This window comes from Blautia sp. AM47-4, from assembly GCF_003479865.1.
Taxonomy (GTDB): domain Bacteria; phylum Bacillota; class Clostridia; order Lachnospirales; family Lachnospiraceae; genus Fusicatenibacter; species Fusicatenibacter saccharivorans.
In genome coordinates, this window is sequence record NZ_QUHY01000004.1 from 70,461 (window position 1) to 87,048 (window position 16,588).

General features: G+C 49.9%; 11 protein-coding genes, 1 tRNA gene and 2 pseudogenes. 1 reads left to right on the forward strand and 13 read right to left on the reverse strand.

Going from position 1 to position 16,588, the window contains the following annotated elements:
- Nucleotides 1–137: 137 nt before the first annotated feature.
- Complete coding sequence (locus tag DW965_RS03925; protein WP_055219376.1) at nt 138–755, forward strand: hypothetical protein; 618 nt, start codon at nt 138–140, stop codon at nt 753–755.
- Between the two features lie 16 nt (nt 756–771).
- Here the strand turns inward: DW965_RS03925 and DW965_RS03930 are convergent, their stop codons facing one another.
- From DW965_RS03930 to DW965_RS03990, 13 genes and pseudogenes are all read right to left on the reverse strand, one after another.
- Nucleotides 772–1,950, reverse strand: a complete 1,179-nt coding sequence (locus tag DW965_RS03930) for a phosphopentomutase (protein WP_055219378.1) — start codon at nt 1,948–1,950, stop codon at nt 772–774.
- A 19-nt stretch (nt 1,951–1,969) separates the two neighbouring features.
- Nucleotides 1,970–3,814, reverse strand: a complete 1,845-nt coding sequence (locus tag DW965_RS03935) for an ABC transporter ATP-binding protein (protein WP_117509216.1) — start codon at nt 3,812–3,814, stop codon at nt 1,970–1,972.
- Complete coding sequence (locus DW965_RS03940; RefSeq protein WP_119198058.1) at nt 3,795–5,492, reverse strand: ABC transporter ATP-binding protein; 1,698 nt, start codon at nt 5,490–5,492, stop codon at nt 3,795–3,797. Before DW965_RS03940 ends, DW965_RS03935 begins: the two co-directional genes overlap by 20 nt.
- A 42-nt stretch (nt 5,493–5,534) precedes the next feature.
- Nucleotides 5,535–5,720 (reverse strand): hypothetical protein, encoded by a 186-nt coding sequence (locus tag DW965_RS19045; protein WP_117509218.1) that lies wholly within the window; start codon nt 5,718–5,720, stop codon nt 5,535–5,537.
- Nucleotides 5,716–5,859, reverse strand: a pseudogene (locus DW965_RS03950) (MATE family efflux transporter); the annotation flags it as partial. The gene DW965_RS19045 and the pseudogene DW965_RS03950, both read right to left, overlap by 5 nt.
- A gap of 102 nt (nt 5,860–5,961) precedes the next feature.
- Complete coding sequence (locus tag DW965_RS03955; RefSeq protein WP_022462955.1) at nt 5,962–6,555, reverse strand: NUDIX hydrolase; 594 nt, start codon at nt 6,553–6,555, stop codon at nt 5,962–5,964.
- Nucleotides 6,556–6,700: 145 nt separating this feature from the next.
- Nucleotides 6,701–9,328 (reverse strand): annotated as a pseudogene (gene ppdK / locus DW965_RS21975) (pyruvate, phosphate dikinase).
- Nucleotides 9,329–9,682: 354 nt separating this feature from the next.
- Nucleotides 9,683–10,594, reverse strand: coding sequence for an undecaprenyl-diphosphate phosphatase (locus DW965_RS03965; RefSeq protein ID WP_118595187.1), 912 nt, complete (start codon nt 10,592–10,594; stop codon nt 9,683–9,685).
- Nucleotides 10,595–10,796: 202 nt separating this feature from the next.
- A complete protein-coding gene (gene carB / locus DW965_RS03970; RefSeq protein ID WP_022462958.1) occupies nt 10,797–14,003 on the reverse strand; it encodes a carbamoyl-phosphate synthase large subunit in 3,207 nt (1,068 codons plus the stop codon).
- Complete coding sequence (locus DW965_RS03975) at nt 14,003–15,076, reverse strand: carbamoyl phosphate synthase small subunit (protein ID WP_055219571.1); 1,074 nt, start codon at nt 15,074–15,076, stop codon at nt 14,003–14,005. The genes carB and DW965_RS03975 overlap by 1 nt, the downstream gene beginning before the upstream one ends.
- Before the next feature lie 301 nt (nt 15,077–15,377).
- A tRNA-Leu gene (locus DW965_RS03980) sits at nt 15,378–15,461 on the reverse strand.
- 162 nt (nt 15,462–15,623) lie between these two features.
- Nucleotides 15,624–16,082, reverse strand: coding sequence for a signal peptidase II (locus DW965_RS03985; protein WP_118700696.1), 459 nt, complete (start codon nt 16,080–16,082; stop codon nt 15,624–15,626).
- Nucleotides 16,079–16,582 (reverse strand): zinc-ribbon domain-containing protein, encoded by a 504-nt coding sequence (locus DW965_RS03990; protein ID WP_055265359.1) that lies wholly within the window; start codon nt 16,580–16,582, stop codon nt 16,079–16,081. Before DW965_RS03990 ends, DW965_RS03985 begins: the two co-directional genes overlap by 4 nt.
- Nucleotides 16,583–16,588: the final 6 nt, after the last annotated feature.

Consider the following 16,588-nt stretch of genomic DNA (forward strand, 5'->3'; position numbering starts at 1 on the left):
ACAGTTCACTGGTACCCAGCGAACTGTAACATTTTTCATTCTGGTTTATCTTAGCAGACTTTCTTGCTTTTTCTTGTGTCATATGTCACAATAAAGAAAAAGTTTTCCAAAAAATTTTTCTGTGAAAGGATTTTCCTATGAAACGAATTTTTGATCCGGCTCTGCTGGACTTTTATCTTCAGAAACATGAGATCCCATCTCTTTTCGATACCCCGGATCTCGCATTTTCTCTGTATCAGTTTGAAAAAGGCGAACGGCTCGACACGCTGAATCCGGAGGAATACCTCTCGTTCCTCGTGGACGGTTCCATCGAGATCAGCGCCAACCGCGCCGACGGCACGAGCTACCCGATCGGCTATCTCGACGGCTTTACCTGCATCGGCGATATGGAATTCTGCGGAAAACGCGATGATACGCACCAGATCGAGGCACGCACCACCGCGCTTTGTATTGTTCTGCCGCTCGCTTCCACGAAAGAGCTTCTGCTGAACGACAACCGCTTTTTACGATATCTTTTAAACTCTGTCACCGAAAAGCTGATGCTTTATTCCAGCTCCCAGTCGAATTTTTCCACGCTCGAGGAATCCTTCCTCTCTTATCTCTCAGAGCGCTGTCCTGATCAGACGTTTTCCGGCGTGGAAAAGATGGCCATGCAGCTCCACTGCAGCCGCCGCCAGCTCCAGCGAGTTTTAAAGAAGCTGCTCGAAGAAGGACAGCTTGTGAAACTTTCGAAAGGTTCTTACCGCCTCAGCTGAAAACGCCATCGCTTCCTTATTTCCACGATTCCAGGATCGATGTTCCGATCGTTCCCTCCGGCATTTTTACGCCGAAGTTCTCTGCAACGGATGCGCCGATCACAGCGAAGGTGTCCTTTGTCTCCTGAAGGCCGCTCTCCTTCATAGACGGTGAGTACGCAAGGAGCGGCACCTGTTCTCTGGTGTGGTCCGTTCCGGTATAAGTCGGGTCGTTGCCGTGGTCTGCCGTGATCAGGAGCAGATCATCGTCTTTTAACTGCTCCAGCAGCTTTCCAAGGTTCACATCGAATTTTTCAATCTCTTTTCCGTAGCCTTCCGGGTTTCTTCTGTGGCCCCAGAGTGCATCGAAATCGACGAGGTTGACAAAGCACAGTCCGGTAAAATCTTTTCCTGCCGTCTCAATCGTCTGCTCCATGCCGTGGACGCTGCTCTTGGATTTCAGACTCTCCGTGATGCCCTCGCCGCAGAAAATATCGTTGATTTTTCCGATGCTGATGACATCATATCCTGCCTCCTGCATCGCGTTGAGCACGGTTTTTCCCGTCGGTTTGACAGCGTAGTCGTGACGGTTTGCGGTGCGGACGAACTCTCCTTTTTTCTTTCCGACGTACGGTCTTGCAATGACACGGCCGACTTTCCACTCGTCTTTCATGGTCAGCTCACGGGCAATCTCGCAGTAATGATACAGCGTCTCCAGTCCCATCGTCTCCTCGTTGCCGCAGATCTGCAGTACGGAATCCGCCGAGGTATAGACAATCAGTTCTCCGTTTTCGATCTCGCGCTCTGCCAGCTCATCGAGGATCTCCGTTCCGCTCGCCGCCTTATTGCCGATGATCTTTCTGCCGGTTCGTTTTTCCAGCTCGTCGATCAGTTCTTTCGGAAATCCGTGGTCGGTGAACGTAACGAACGGCTTTGTCGTGTAAATTCCCATCATCTCCCAGTGGCCGGTCATGGTGTCTTTTCCGTTGCTCGCCTCGTTCAGCCTTCTGGCGTAACCCTTTGCCTCATCCTCTGTCACACCGCAGAGATTTCCCATGCCAAGGCGGCGCAGGTTCGGGATTTCAAGGCCTCCCTGACTCTCCCAGATGTGGCCGAAGGTATTGACACCGACATCCCCAAACTTCTCCGAATCCGCCATCGCCCCGATTCCGAGAGAATCCAGGACGATCAGAAAAATACGGTTATATTTTCTCATACTCTTTACTCCTTTCTTTTTAACTCAGCTCAAACATTCCATGATAGAGCTGATAATATTTTCCTTTCTGTGCCAGAAGTGCGTCGTGGTCGCCGCGCTCTACGATATTTCCCTGCTCCAGCACCATGATCGCATTGGCGTTTCGCACGGTGCTTAAGCGGTGGGCGATGACAAATACGGTTCTGCCCTCCATGAGCTGGTCCATTCCTTTTTCGATCAGCGCCTCGGTTCTGGTGTCAACGGAGGATGTTGCCTCGTCAAGAATCAGCACCGGCGGATCGGCAACGGCGGCACGGGCAATCGCGAGAAGCTGGCGCTGGCCCTGGGAGAGGTTGGCTCCGTCGGAGGTCAGCATCGTGTCGTAGCCGTTCGGCAGACGGCGGATGAAGGAATCCGCATTCGCAATTTTGGCCGCACGTTCAATTTCTTCCTGCGTGGCATCGAGTTTTCCAAAACGGATGTTTTCTGCTACGGTTCCCGTGAACAGATGGGTATCCTGCAGAACGATACCGAGGGAGTGGCGCAGAGCGTCTTTTTCGATATCTTTTACGTCAATGCCGTCGTAGACAACCGCGCCGCCCTGGACGTCGTAGAAACGGTTGATCAGGTTCGTGATCGTCGTTTTTCCGGCTCCTGTGGAACCGACAAAAGCAATTTTCTGGCCTGGTTTGGCATACAGGCTGATGTTCTTTAAGATCAGACGGTCTGCCGTGTAGCCGAAATCCACGTTTTCAAAACGCACATCGCCCTTTAATTCCGTCATCGTTCCGTCCGGGCGCTTCCATGCCCAGCGGCCTGTTGTCTCTTCGCAGACGGCAAGTGCGCCGTTCTCTTCTTTTACGTTGACCAGTTCCACTTTTCCCTCATCGATTTCCGGCTCCAGGCTCATCACGTCGAAGACACGCTCCGCACCGGCGAGCGCTGAGAGAAGGAAGTTGCTCTGCTGGGTGAACTGGTTGATCGGAAGCGCCGCCTGGCGGACAAAGACAAGGTAGCTTGCCAGGCTTCCGATATCGGCTTTTCCGTGCAGGGCGAGAAGGCCGCCGAGCACTGCCACAATCGCATAATTGACATACGAAATGCTGACAACGACAGGAACCATCGTCGCCGCATACCCCTGCGCGCCGGTTCCCGCTTTCCGGAGCTCCTCATTCTTTTTGCAGAATTCCGTAAAGCTCTCTTCTTCGTGGTGGAACACCTTGACGACTTTCTGTCCGGTGATCAGCTCCTCAATATAGCCGTTCAGTTCTCCGAGGCTGTTCTGCTGCTTCGTATAATAACCCTTGCTGCGCTTTCCGCTGAACTTGATATACCAGAACATGATACCGTAGCACACCGTTACAATCAGCGAGAGCCGCCAGTTTAGGATATACAGCAAGGTCAGTGTTCCCACAATCTGGATGAAGCTCTGGATAACCATCGCAAAACTGTTGTTCAGGGCATCTGCCATCGTGTCGATATCGTTCGTGAAAAGACTCATGATATCGCCGTGGCGTCTGCTGTCGAAGAACTGCAGCGGCAGTGTCTGGACGTGTTCGAACAGATCGCGGCGGATATCAAAGACAACCTGCTGTGCTGCTTTTACCATGGTCTGCGTGTAGCCGTATGCTGCGAGTGCGCCGCACCCGAAAATGAGTGCCGTAATCAGCACGCCGCGCAGCAGTGTGTGCACATCTCCGTCCGCCAGTCCGTTGACAACCGGGCGGATCATATACGTTCCAAGGAGGTTGGCTCCCGCGCTGATTGTTACCAGTACCGCTACGACTGCGAGCATTTTTTTGTGCCGTCCCAGATAAGACAGGAATACGCGCAGCGTGTGTTTCAGGTTCTTTGGTTTCTTTCCGCTATAAGCTCTCGCTGCCATTTTCGTCTCCTCCTTTCATCTGTGAGGCGTAAATTTCCTGATAAATCGGGTCATCCGCCAGCAGTTCAGCGTGCGTGCCGATCCGGTGTACTTTTCCGTCATCAAGAATGATGATCTGATCCGTATTCATGACGGATGTTACTCTCTGCGCAATGATAATTTTTGTGACATTCTTCCGCGCCGCCAGTGCCTCGCGGATCTTTTTCTCCGTTGCCGTGTCGACCGCACTTGTCGAATCATCGAAGATCAGGATTTTTGCCTTTCCGATCAGCGCACGCGCGATGCAGAGACGCTGCTTCTGGCCTCCGGAGAGGTTGCTTGCGCCCTGCTCGAGCACGGTGTCGAGGCCGTCCGGCATGCGGTTCAAAAATTCATCCGCACACGCCGCGCGGCATGCTTCCCAGATCTCCTCATCGGATGCATCCACATTGCCCCATTTCAGGTTTTCACGCACGGTTCCGGAGAACAGCACGTTTTTCTGCAGAATGATATTGACTGCATCGCGGAGAGCGGCAAGATCGTACGCGCGCACATCCTTTCCGCCGACGCGGACGGTGCCGCGGCTAGTGTCATACAGACGCGGAATGAGCTGCACCAGCGTCGTTTTCGAAGAACCTGTTCCTCCGAGGATTCCTACCGTCTGACCGGCTTTGATCTTCAGCGTAACATCGGAGAGTGCGTACTCTTTTGCTTCTTCTTTGTATTTAAACGATACGTTGTCAAACTCCACGCTGCCCTCTGTCACTTCTGCTACACCATTTTCCGGCGAGGTGAGCACGATTTTCTCATCGAGCACCTCGACAATCCGGTGTGCACTCGCCATGGAACGGGTCAGGAGCAGGAAGACGTTTGCAATCATCATCATCGAGTTCATGACCTGCATGACGTAGCTTAGAAATCCGGTCAGGTTTCCGACGGCAAGCTGTTTTTTCAGAATCATATTTCCGCCGAACCACAGAATCAGCACGATCGCGGTATACATGACGCCCTGAAATGCCGGCAGATTCAGCACGGCGTAGTGGAACGTCTGCTCGCTCGCTGCGGTCAGGTCGGTGTTGACCTCGTTGAATTTGTCTTCCTCGTACTCATCCCGCACGAAAGCTTTGACGGCACGGATCGCGGTCAGCCCCTCCTGGACAACGTTGTTCAGGCGGTCCACCATGGACTGCAGTTTTGTGTACATCGGGGCAACTCTCCGCACAATCAGGGAGAGAATAAAGCCAAGAAGCGGGGTACATACAAGGAATACAAATGCCAGCCGCGGATTCATATAGAATGAAAGGCCGATTCCCATAATCAGAAGCGACGGTCCGCGCGTGATCGGGCGGAAGCCGGCGCTTACCATATTCTGGATGACGGTAACATCCGTCGTCATACGGGTGATCAGGGATGATACCGCAAAGTGGTCGAGGTTGGAAAATGCATACTGCTGCATTTTCTCATACTCCGCCTTCCGGATCTCAGCTCCCCAGCCGTACGTCGCCCGCGCCGCAAAGTGCGCGTATAAAATTCCGGTCACAAGCGCACAGAGCGCGCAGATTCCCATCTGGATTCCCTTGCGGTAAATGTAAGGGATATCGCCGTTCGCAACGCCGATGTCAATCAGATTGGAAATCAGAATCGGAATAAAAAGTTCAAAACACGTTTCTACCAATACCAGCACTGCTCCGAAAATCATATCCCGCTTGTAGGGACCTGCATACGAGAGCAGACGCTCATATCATTCATCTTCTGTCACGTCCTCCTTTTGCTGTTTTTCGGAGTCCATTTTACCATACCCCGGCATGATTTTCAACGCGCCGAAATAATCCCTTTTACCCCAAAAATCCCCTTTTCCCAACAACTTTTCTGTCGTCAGAAAAAGAGGATCGTTTTCTGGAAGCTTAAGTCTACCTTTTGAACGCATTGACCAGTGACACACCGGAAACCGCCGCCTCTCCGACAAATCCGATAACAAACACGTCCGCAATTCCGACCAGAGCCACCAGAAGCTGCTCTAGGAAAAGCGGAATAATCAGCTTTTTCAAATCCTGATTTGTAAACATAAAACCCCTCCTGCCATTTTTCTTTCTGTCTCTATTTTAGACATCTAACAGCTCATTTGTCTAATGCTTATTCTAAATGGCAGTTCATACGCGGATTGCATATTACACTTCACAGAAATCTCTTTTCACTTTCTCACACAGCTTGCCATACACACGCTCCACAAACCATGGCTCTGTCGATTTTTCTGCGATCTGCTCCACCGGAATCCAGCCGACTGCGCTGTTTTCATCCGGCTTGCAGCGGATTTCCTGTACCGGGTCTGCTTCCATGAGATATGTCACATTCAGATGGAGATGTGTCGTCACGTACTTTCCGCGCTTCACATGGCCGTCCACCGACAGGATTTCGAGCGAGAATGGCTGATCCGATAAGAGCTTCACCTCTTCAATCCCGGATTCCTCCTTCACTTCTCTTACCGCCACGCTGCAAAGATCCGCATCTCCGTCCGCGTGGCCGCCGAGCCATGCCCAGGAATGGTAAATATTGTGATACGCCATCAGCACCTGCTTCCGATCCGGGCTTACGACCCAGGCGGAGGCAGTCAGATGTGCGGTCTCATTTTCCCGCGTCAAAATATCGCATCCGCTCTCCATCCATTTCAGCAGAATCGCCCGATCCCGCTCTTCCTGCTCATTGTACGGACGGTATTCCCGGATCTGCCGCAGCAGGTTTTCTTTGGCTGTTTCATTCTGCATCCGTTTTCCCTCCCACTTTGATTTTAAACGATTGATAAAAAAGACCCCGGCGCCTGTATTTCTACAGACCGCCGGGGTCTCCTTACGTTTGAACACAAATCATGCTATTGCATGAAAATCCTGATTCGGACAGATTCTGCTTAAATTAAGCGTTCTTCTGAGCGATAGCTGCCTGAGCTGCTGCCAGACGGGCGATCGGCACACGGAACGGTGAGCAGGAAACATAGTCCAGACCCAGTTTGTTGCAGAACTCTACGGAGCTCGGATCTCCACCGTGCTCACCGCAGATACCTACGTGCAGAGAAGAGTTAACCGGTCTTCCAAGATCGATAGCCATCTTCATCAGCTTGCCAACGCCGTCCTGATCGAGTTTTGCGAATGGATCGTTCTCGAAGATCTTAGCGTCATAGTAAGCGTTCAGGAATTTACCAGCATCGTCACGGGAGAATCCGTAAGTCATCTGAGTAAGGTCGTTGGTTCCAAAGCAGAAGAAGTCTGCCTCTTTTGCGATCTCATCTGCAGTCAGAGCTGCTCTCGGGATCTCGATCATGGTACCAACTTCGTATTCAAGGTCGCTGCCTGCAGCTGCGATTTCAGCGTCAGCGGTCTCTACTACGAATTTCTTAACGTATTTCAGCTCTTTGATATCGCCAACAAGCGGGATCATGATTTCCGGTTTAACATTCCAATCCGGATGAGCTTTCTTCACGTTGATGGCTGCGCGGATTACTGCGCTTGTCTGCATCTTAGCGATTTCCGGATAAGTTACAGCAAGACGGCATCCACGATGACCCATCATCGGGTTGAACTCATGCAGACCAGCGATGATTGCTTTGATCTGCTCAACAGATTTGCCCTGTGCGTCAGCCAGTTTCTTGATGTCCTCTTCCTCAGTCGGAACGAACTCATGAAGCGGCGGATCCAGGAAACGGATGGTAACCGGGTTGCCTTCCAGAGCTTCATACAGCTTCTCGAAGTCTCCCTGCTGCTCCGGAAGGATCTTAGCAAGTGCTGCTTCTCTCTCTTCTACGGTTTCAGCGCAGATCATCTCACGGAATGCATCGATTCTGTTGCCTTCGAAGCATATGCTCTGTACGGCAAAGACCAATACCTTCTGCGCCAAGCTCACGAGCTTTTTTAGCGTCTGCCGGAGTATCAGCGTTTGTACGAACTTTCATGGTTCTGTATTTATCTGCCCAGCCCATGATTCTTCCGAACTCGCCAGCGATGGTAGCGTCTACGGTCGGGATCAGTCCGTCATAGATGCATCCTGTAGAACCATCCAGAGAGATGCAGTCTCCCTCGTGGAACTCTTTGCCAGCCAGTGTGAATTTCTTGTTTGCCTCGTCCATTACGATATCACCGCAACCGGATACACAGCAGGTTCCCATACCACGGGCAACTACGGCTGCGTGGGAAGTCATACCACCACGAACAGTCAGGATACCCTGTGCAGATTTCATACCTGTGATATCTTCTGGGGATGTCTCAAGACGAACCAGAACAACTTTTTCTCCTCTTTCAGCCCATGCAACAGCGTCATCAGCTGTGAAGACGATTTTACCGCAAGCAGCTCCCGGAGATGCTCCCAGTGCTTTTGCCATTGGAGTAGCCTCTTTCAGTGCTTTTGCATCGAACTGCGGATGAAGCAGAGAGTCAAGGTTACGAGGATCGATCATTGCAACTGCCTCTTCCTCTGTTCTCATTCCCTCATCTACAAGGTCGCAGGCGATTTTCAGAGCAGCTTTTGCTGTTCTCTTACCGTTACGTGTCTGCAGCATGTACAGTTTACCGTGCTCTACAGTGAACTCCATGTCCTGCATATCTCTGTAGTGTGTTTCCAGAGTTTTGCAAACTTCTTTGAACTGTTTGAAAGCTTCCGGGAATTTCTCTTCCATCTCAGAAATGTGCATAGGTGTACGAACACCGGCAACTACGTCCTCGCCCTGTGCGTTGGTAAGGAACTCACCGAACAGTCCGTTCTCTCCTGTAGCAGGGTCACGGGTGAAGGCAACACCTGTACCACAGTCATCTCCCATGTTTCCGAATGCCATCATCTGTACGTTAACAGCGGTACCCCAGGAATACGGGATGTCGTTGTCACGACGATAAACGTTTGCTCTCGGGTTGTCCCAGGAACGGAATACGGCTTTTACAGCTCCATCAGCTGTACCTTAGGATCGGTCGGGAAATCCTCACCGATTTTAGCTTTGTACTCAGCTTTGAACTGCTCAGCCAGTTTTTTGAGGTCATCTGCGTCAAGATCTACGTCCTGTTTTACGCCTTTCTCCTCTTTCATCTTGTCGATCAGCTCTTCGAAGTATTTTTTACCAACTTCCATAACTACGTCAGAGAACATCTGAATGAATCTTCTGTAGCAGTCCCAAGCCCAACGTGGGTTGCCGGAAGCCTGTGACAGAGTTTCAACAACCTCTTCGTTCAGACCAAGGTTCAGGATGGTATCCATCATACCTGGCATGGAAGCTCTTGCTCCGGAACGTACAGAAACGAGCAGCGGATTCTTAGCGTCTCCGAATTTCTTTCCTGTGATTCCTTCCATTTTATCGATTGCTTCCATGATCTGACCCATGATCTCGTCGTTGATCTGTCTGCCATCCTCATAGTACTGTGTACAAGCCTCGGTTGTTACCGTGAATCCCTGTGGTACAGGAAGTCCCAGGTTTGTCATCTCAGCCAGGTTTGCGCCTTTTCCACCGAGAAGGTTACGCATGTCTGCATTACCTTCAGTGAACATGTAAACCCATTTTGCCATTGTTACTTTTCCTCCTACTTGTAATTTTGATAGGTTATAGTAAAGTATTTCCAGATTGCCCTGGATGATACGTTCACCCTATACTGATTGCACCGAAAATAAAGATATCCTCGGGGCGCACACATTTATTTTACCATAAGAATATCTTTAGTCAATAAAAATATGGCAAATTTTCGGTATTTTTTTTAATTTCTGGTTCTGCGTCCCTCTTGTGTCCTATTATATCAGCTTTTGGTTACTTTTTACAGGGTTTTTTGTAATTTTTGCGTAAAAAAAGAAGTATCGCACAATTTTTTTCATTTTACGATACTTCTTCTTCTATTTTTCCTGGTAAATTTTCGGAATTGTTCGATTTTATGATTTCAGAATTACGGTTTTGATTACGAAATACAGCAGCACAATCACACCGAGTACGATACGGTACCAGCCGAAGGCTTTGAAATCGTGCTTCTTGATGTACTGCATCAGGAATTTGATGGCAAAAATCGATACCGCAAATGCCACCAGCATGCCGACGATCATGATCGCCACCTCAACACCGGTAAAGGCAAAGCCGTGTTTTACCAGTTTTAAAAGGCTCGCGCCGAACATAACCGGAACGGCAAGGAAAAACGTGTACTCCGATGCCAGCTCTCTCGAGCATCCCAGCAGGATACCGCCGATGATGGTTGCTCCCGAACGGGAAGTTCCCGGTACGATGGAAAGGAGCTGGAAAACACCGATATACAGCGCATTTTTCCAGGTAATCTCTTTGATTTTTGTTGCAGACAGTGTTCTCGTCTTGTTGTAATTCTCAATGATGATGAAGAGGACACCATAGATGATCAGCATCAGTGCTACGATCACGTAATTCATCAGATGGGCCTCGATCCAGTCGTTGAATGCCAGTCCGATCACGGCTGCCGGCAGACACGATACGACGATCTTGAACCACATGATAATTTTGTCCAGATAACAGTAATTGTCTACAAAGTTCTGCATACCTGCAAAGACCTTGTTGTCGCTTGGATTGGCAAAATAGCTCTTGCTTTTCGCTTTGCTTTTGCCATGAAACGGCCAGAGATCCCAGAAATAGATGACGACAACCGCAAGGATTGCACCGAGCTGGATAACAACTTCAAAAACATTCTTGAAATCAGCTGTCACATTCAGCTTAATAAACTCATCTACCAGAATCATGTGGCCGGTGCTGCTGATCGGAAGCCACTCGGTAATGCCCTCTACGATACCCAGCAGGATAACCTTTAACCACTCAATGATGTTCATACGATATGTACCTTTCTCTTTTTGAATTGGATGCCCTTTTCTGGCATTCTATTAAAAATCTATCATACTTATGCTAAAAACACAAGCGCGTCACGTTTTCTTTTTTGTAAAATCCATTCAAACCCACATTCGGCCAAAAAAGCTCTCTGCCGCTTTGTTTCTGCAGCAGAGAGCTTTTCTTTGCTTTATGCTTCTATCATGCTTATCTCTTGTCGATCGTTGCGATATCGATCAGGGTCAGCTTCTTCACATCTGTATTTTCCAGACTGGTTACGAGTGCGGTTGCGGTATCCAGAGAGGTCAGTACGTTGACACCTGTCTCGATCGCGTTCCGGCGGATGACGAATCCGTCTTTGGAGTGCTCAACACCCTGGGACGGAGTATCGATGACGAGGTCGATCTTGTGGCCGAGGATCAGGTCCATCAGGTTCGGGGACGGCTGCTCGATCTTGTTGGTGCGGATCGCATTGACGCCGTTCTCGTTCAGGGCTTTCGCGGTATTTCTCGTCGCATAGATCTTGTAGCCGAGAGCCTGGAATCTCTGTGCGATCGGAACGATATCCTCTTTATCCTCATCCTTTACGGTGATGATCATGTTTTTGTATTTCGGCAGGTTGATTCCGGCGCCGAGGAATGCTTTGTAAAGAGCCTCGTTGAAGGTCTTTGCAATACCAAGGCACTCACCGGTGGATTTCATCTCCGGTCCAAGGGCGATATCTGCGCCGCGGATCTTCTCGAAGGAGAATACCGGCATCTTGATGGCAATGTAATCTGCCTCTCTCTGCAGACCCGGCTCGTAGCCAAGCTCGCGGATCGTGTGGCCGAGGATGACTTTCGTTGCCAGCGGCACGATCGGGATTCCGGTTACCTTGCTGATGTACGGCACGGTACGAGAAGAACGCGGGTTGACCTCGATGACGTAAACATCCTCACCGCATACGATGAACTGGATGTTGATCATACCGATGACATGCAGGGATCTTGCCAGACGTTTCGTATACTCTACGATGGTGTCTTTTGCATGCTGGCTGATGCTCTGTGCCGGATAAACGGAGATACTGTCTCCGGAGTGAACGCCGGCGCGCTCGATGTGCTCCATGATACCAGGAATCAGGATATCGGTGCCGTCGCAGACTGCATCAACCTCGATCTCCTTGCCCTGCAGATATTTATCAACCAGGATCGGATGCTCCTGTGCGATCCGGTTGATGATGCCGATAAATTCATCGACGTCCTCATCGCTGATGGCGATCTGCATACCCTGTCCTCCAAGGACGTAGGACGGGCGGACGAGTACCGGATAGCCGAGCTCATTGGCTGCTTTTTTCGCCTCTTCTGCGGTGAATACGGTGTGTCCCTTCGGACGCGGGATTTCACACTGCTCCAGGATCTCATCGAACAGCTCACGGTCCTCTGCGGCATCTACGTTCTCTGCAGATGTTCCAAGGATCGGCACACCCATTTTCAGGAGTGCTTCGGTCAGCTTAATCGCGGTCTGGCCGCCGAACTGTACAACGGCTCCGTCCGGATGCTCGATGTTGACGATATTTTCTACATCTTCCGGTGTCAGCGGCTCGAAATACAGTTTATCTGCGATATCGAAGTCGGTGCTGACGGTCTCCGGGTTGTTGTTGATGATGATGGTCTCATAGCCCTCTTTCTTGAATGCCCAGGTACAATGTACGGAGCAGAAGTCAAACTCGATACCCTGTCCGATACGGATCGGGCCGGAACCAAGGACGAGGACTTTCTTTCTGTCGTTTGTCTCGACAGCTTCGTTTTCGCCGCCGTATACGGAATAGTAATACGGTGTGGTTGCTGCGAACTCAGCGGCACAGGTATCTACCATCTTGTAAGCTGCGGTGATATCATACTGTTTTCTTAACGCTTTTACTTCTTCTTCGGTCTTTCCTGCCAGTTTTGCCACCAGATAATCCGGGAACTCAAGGCGTTTTGCTTCGCGCAGCAGATCCTCATCCAGCTCTTTGGCCTGTAATGCCTGCTCCATCTCAACGAGGATAGCCAGCTTATCGATGAACCATACATCGATTTTGGTGATCTCGTGGATCTCGTCGTAGGAGATGCCCTGACGGATCGCCTCTGCGATTCTCCAGATTCTCATATCGTCTACGATGTGAAGCTCTTCGATCAGCTCGTCTTTTGACAGGTGGCTGAAGTCATAGGACATCAGGGAATCTACGTGCTGTTCCAGGGAACGGATGGCTTTCATCAGCGCACCCTCGAAGTTGTTGCAGATACTCATAACCTCACCGGTTGCCTTCATCTGTGTGGTCAGGGTACGTTTTGCACTGATAAACTTATCGAACGGCAGACGCGGGATTTTTACAACACAGTAATCCAGCATCGGCTCGAAGCTTGCGTAGGTTTTTCCGGTAATGGCGTTCGGGATCTCATCCAGAGTGTAGCCAAGTGCGATCTTTGCAGCAACCTTTGCAATCGGATAACCGGTCGCTTTGGAAGCCAGTGCGGAAGAACGGCTGACACGCGGATTTACCTCGATAACACAGTACTCGAAGCTGTCCGGATTCAACGCATACTGTACGTTGCATCCGCCGGTGATACCGAGCTCGGTGATGATGTTGAGTGCGGAAGTACGCAGCATCTGATACTCTTTATCTCCCAGGGTCTGGGACGGTGCTACGACAATACTGTCTCCGGTGTGAACGCCGACCGGGTCGATGTTCTCCATGTTGCAGACGGTGATGCAGTTTCCTACGCTGTCCCGCATTACCTCGTACTCGATCTCTTTCCATCCGGCGATACATCTTTCAACGAGTACTTCGCCGACACGGGAAAGACGGAGTCCGTTCGAGAGGATCTCGATCAGCTCTTCTTCGTTGTAAGCGATACCGCCGCCGCTTCCGCCGAGGGTGTAAGCCGGACGCAGTACAACCGGATAACCGATCTTGTTGGTGAAATCGATACCAGCCTGTACATCATGGACAACCAGGGATGCCGCTACCGGCTCGCCGATTTTTTCCATGGTATCTTTGAATTCCTGACGGTCCTCTGCTTTTTTGATGGTCTGTGCTGTGGTACCGATCAGGCGTACGTTGTTTTCTTTTAAGAAGCCTTTTTCTTCGAGTTCCATCGCAAGGTTCAGTCCTGCCTGGCCTCCCAGAGTCGGAAGAACGCTGTCCGGTTTTTCCTTCTGGATGAGCTGCTCTACCACTTCTACGGTCAGCGGCTCGATGTAAACGCGGTCTGCGATATCTTTATCGGTCATGATGGTTGCCGGGTTGGAGTTCAGAAGAACAACTTCCATTCCCTCTTCTTTCAGGGAACGGCACGCCTGTGTTCCTGCGTAGTCGAACTCTGCTGCCTGTCCGATGACGATCGGACCGGAACCGATAACCAGAACTTTTTTAATATTCGGATTCTTTGGCATTATTTGTTACCTCCCATCATCTCAAGGAATCGATCAAACAGGTATCCGGAATCCTGCGGGCCAGGGCATGCCTCCGGATGGAACTGTACGGTAAAGATGTTTTTGCCGACGTATTTGAGTCCCTCGTTGGTGCCGTCGTTGACGTTCACAAAGGCCGGAACTGCCACATTCGGATCCAGGGTATCGGTATCTACAACGTAGCCGTGGTTCTGGGAAGAAATATAAACTCTTCCGGTTGCCAGATCCTTGACCGGGTGGTTTCCGCCGCGGTGGCCGTATTTCATCTTGTGGGTATCTGCGCCGGTAGCCAGTGCCATCAGCTGATGTCCAAGACAGATTGCAAAGATCGGTACATTGGAATCGTACAGTTTTTTAATCTCTTTGATAATGGATACGCACTCTTTCGGATCTCCAGGGCCGTTGGACAGCATGATTCCGTCCGGATTTGCGGCGAGGATCTCTTCTGCTGTAGTAAGCGCCGGATAAATGGTCACTTCGCATCCGCGCTCATTTAAGGAACGTGCGATGTTGTTCTTTGCGCCAAGATCCAGAAGTGCAACTTTAAAGCCTTCTCCTTTTAAAACTGATTTTTCAGAGCAGGTTACCTTTTCTACAACTTTTCCGGTATTATACGCTTTTAATTTTGGAATAATTTCATCGAGGTGATAATTTTCGTTGGTCGTGATCATACCGTTCATGGTACCTTTTTCACGAAGAATTTTGGTGAGAGCACGAGTATCGATTCCGGCGATTCCGGGAATATCGAACTTTTTCAGGAAATTCTGAATGGTGTCCTGGCAACGGAAGTTGCTGGGGAGACGGGATAATTCTCTTACAATATAGCCATCCGGCCAGGGTCTTAAGGACTCCTGATCATCATAACAAATTCCATAGTTTCCAATAAGAGGATACGTCATACATACTGCCTGTCCCGCATAGGATGGGTCAGTCAGCACTTCGAGATATCCAGTCATGGATGTATTAAATACGATTTCACTGATCACTTCTTTTTGTGAACCAATGCTGGTTCCGGTAAAGACATGCCCGTCTTCTAAGATTAGAAAAGCTTTCATCATTCCACCGTTTTCCTTTCTTTTTCGTTCGGTTTTGAGTTTGTATGAAATATGCATCTCATACTTTAATCTTTCAGATTCTATCACAACCAGGGAAACATTTCAACTATTTTTGTCGAATTACGGAAATTTCTTTTCTGGAATACTTTTGAAGTGTGTATTGGGCATAAAATGTCCTGTCGGAATTATTTTCTTTTCTGGAAAAATAAAAATACCCTGACGGAAAGTTTTCACACTTCCCATCAGGGCAATCCGAATTGGTCCACCGGACCAATTCTTGATACGCAAAGCGAAAAAATAATGCAGGAGATGGGACTTGAACCCACACGATCTTGCGACCACAGGCACCTGAAGCCTGCGCGTCTGCCAATTCCGCCACTCCTGCATTTCTTGTCTTGCGGCTCTCATGTGCCGTTCAACAAAACATATATTACCAGATGATTCCGAATCTGTCAACAGCTTTTTTCAAATTTTTTCAAAAAATTTCAAATTTTCTTTTTTGCCCCGAAAAGCCCGCCATCTGCAGGGCTTTTCGGGAGATCCTGCATCACCTGGACTCCCGGCAGGAAATTGCCGTCAGCAGCGCAATTCCGAAGAAAATACAGAAATCAGAAACATTGAACACAAGTCTGCGGAACTTCTCCGGTCCAAACCGGAAGCTGACATAGTCGGTCACGTAACCTCTCTTATGCCGGTCATACCAGTTCGACATGCCGCCGCCAATCGTAAGCGCAAGCCCAAGCTTCTTCACCTTACACTTACGTCTGCCCGCCAGCGCTCCGAGACGCGCCCACAGTCCGGACAGCAAAAAGAAGGTGAGAATTTCCACCTTCTTCGTGCTGTCCGCGAAGCCGCCGCCCGCTACGCCGCGGTTATGACATTTCCGCAGGACAATATGTCCTTTACAGACCGGGATCTGCTCATTTTCCTTTAACTCCTCTTCTGCCTTCTTTTTCAGGCATCCGTCTGCAAGGAAAACCGCTCCCGGCAGCAGGGTCCAGATCATTCCTCTTCCGGTACCTCTGCTTCTTTTTCAGGCTCTTCTTCCGGCTCTTCTTCCGGCGCTGCCGCTTCGGTTTCTTCTGCTTTTTCTTCCGGTTCTACGTGTACAAACTCGGCATCCTCCGGCTCTTCTTCCTTCTCCGGCATAGCAGCACCGCAGCGCATGCAGAAAGCTGCATCTTTCGGAACACTTGCGCCGCAGGCCGGGCATACGATGCGGCCTCTCTTGTTTGCCACGTCTTCCCTGCAGTCTGCAATCTCTTTTTCCAGATCGGTGATATCTTTGCAGATGCCGGCAAGATTCTCGTCGAATGCTTCGCCGTTCAGATAGCGGTTGTAGATGATCTGTCCGATATCCTGGTAATTCTTCTCAATCTGATCCTCAAGCGCATGCTGACGGGTGCGGATCTTCTGAATTTCTACGAATTCATCTGTTTTCTTTCCCACAGTATCCACTGTTTTTTTCAGTGTTTTACTTAAATTTCCAAAAAAATCCTCTGCCATAGTTAA

Excerpts from the sequence above, each read along its gene's own strand:
- DW965_RS03925 (WP_055219376.1), top strand. The coding sequence starts at position 138 with ATGAAACGAATTTTTGATCCGGCTCTGCTGGACTTTTATCTTCAGAAA.
- DW965_RS03930 (WP_055219378.1), bottom strand. The coding sequence starts at position 1,950 with ATGAGAAAATATAACCGTATTTTTCTGATCGTCCTGGATTCTCTCGGA.
- DW965_RS03935 (WP_117509216.1), bottom strand. The coding sequence starts at position 3,814 with ATGGCAGCGAGAGCTTATAGCGGAAAGAAACCAAAGAACCTGAAACAC.
- DW965_RS03940 (WP_119198058.1), bottom strand. The coding sequence starts at position 5,492 with ATGATTTTCGGAGCAGTGCTGGTATTGGTAGAAACGTGTTTTGAACTT.
- DW965_RS19045 (WP_117509218.1), bottom strand. The coding sequence starts at position 5,720 with ATGCGTTCAAAAGGTAGACTTAAGCTTCCAGAAAACGATCCTCTTTTT.
- DW965_RS03955 (WP_022462955.1), bottom strand. The coding sequence starts at position 6,555 with ATGCAGAATGAAACAGCCAAAGAAAACCTGCTGCGGCAGATCCGGGAA.
- DW965_RS03965 (WP_118595187.1), bottom strand. The coding sequence starts at position 10,594 with ATGAACATCATTGAGTGGTTAAAGGTTATCCTGCTGGGTATCGTAGAG.
- carB (WP_022462958.1), bottom strand. The coding sequence starts at position 14,003 with ATGCCAAAGAATCCGAATATTAAAAAAGTTCTGGTTATCGGTTCCGGT.
- DW965_RS03975 (WP_055219571.1), bottom strand. The coding sequence starts at position 15,076 with ATGAAAGCTTTTCTAATCTTAGAAGACGGGCATGTCTTTACCGGAACC.
- DW965_RS03985 (WP_118700696.1), bottom strand. The coding sequence starts at position 16,082 with ATGATCTGGACCCTGCTGCCGGGAGCGGTTTTCCTTGCAGACGGATGC.
- DW965_RS03990 (WP_055265359.1), bottom strand. The coding sequence starts at position 16,582 with ATGGCAGAGGATTTTTTTGGAAATTTAAGTAAAACACTGAAAAAAACA.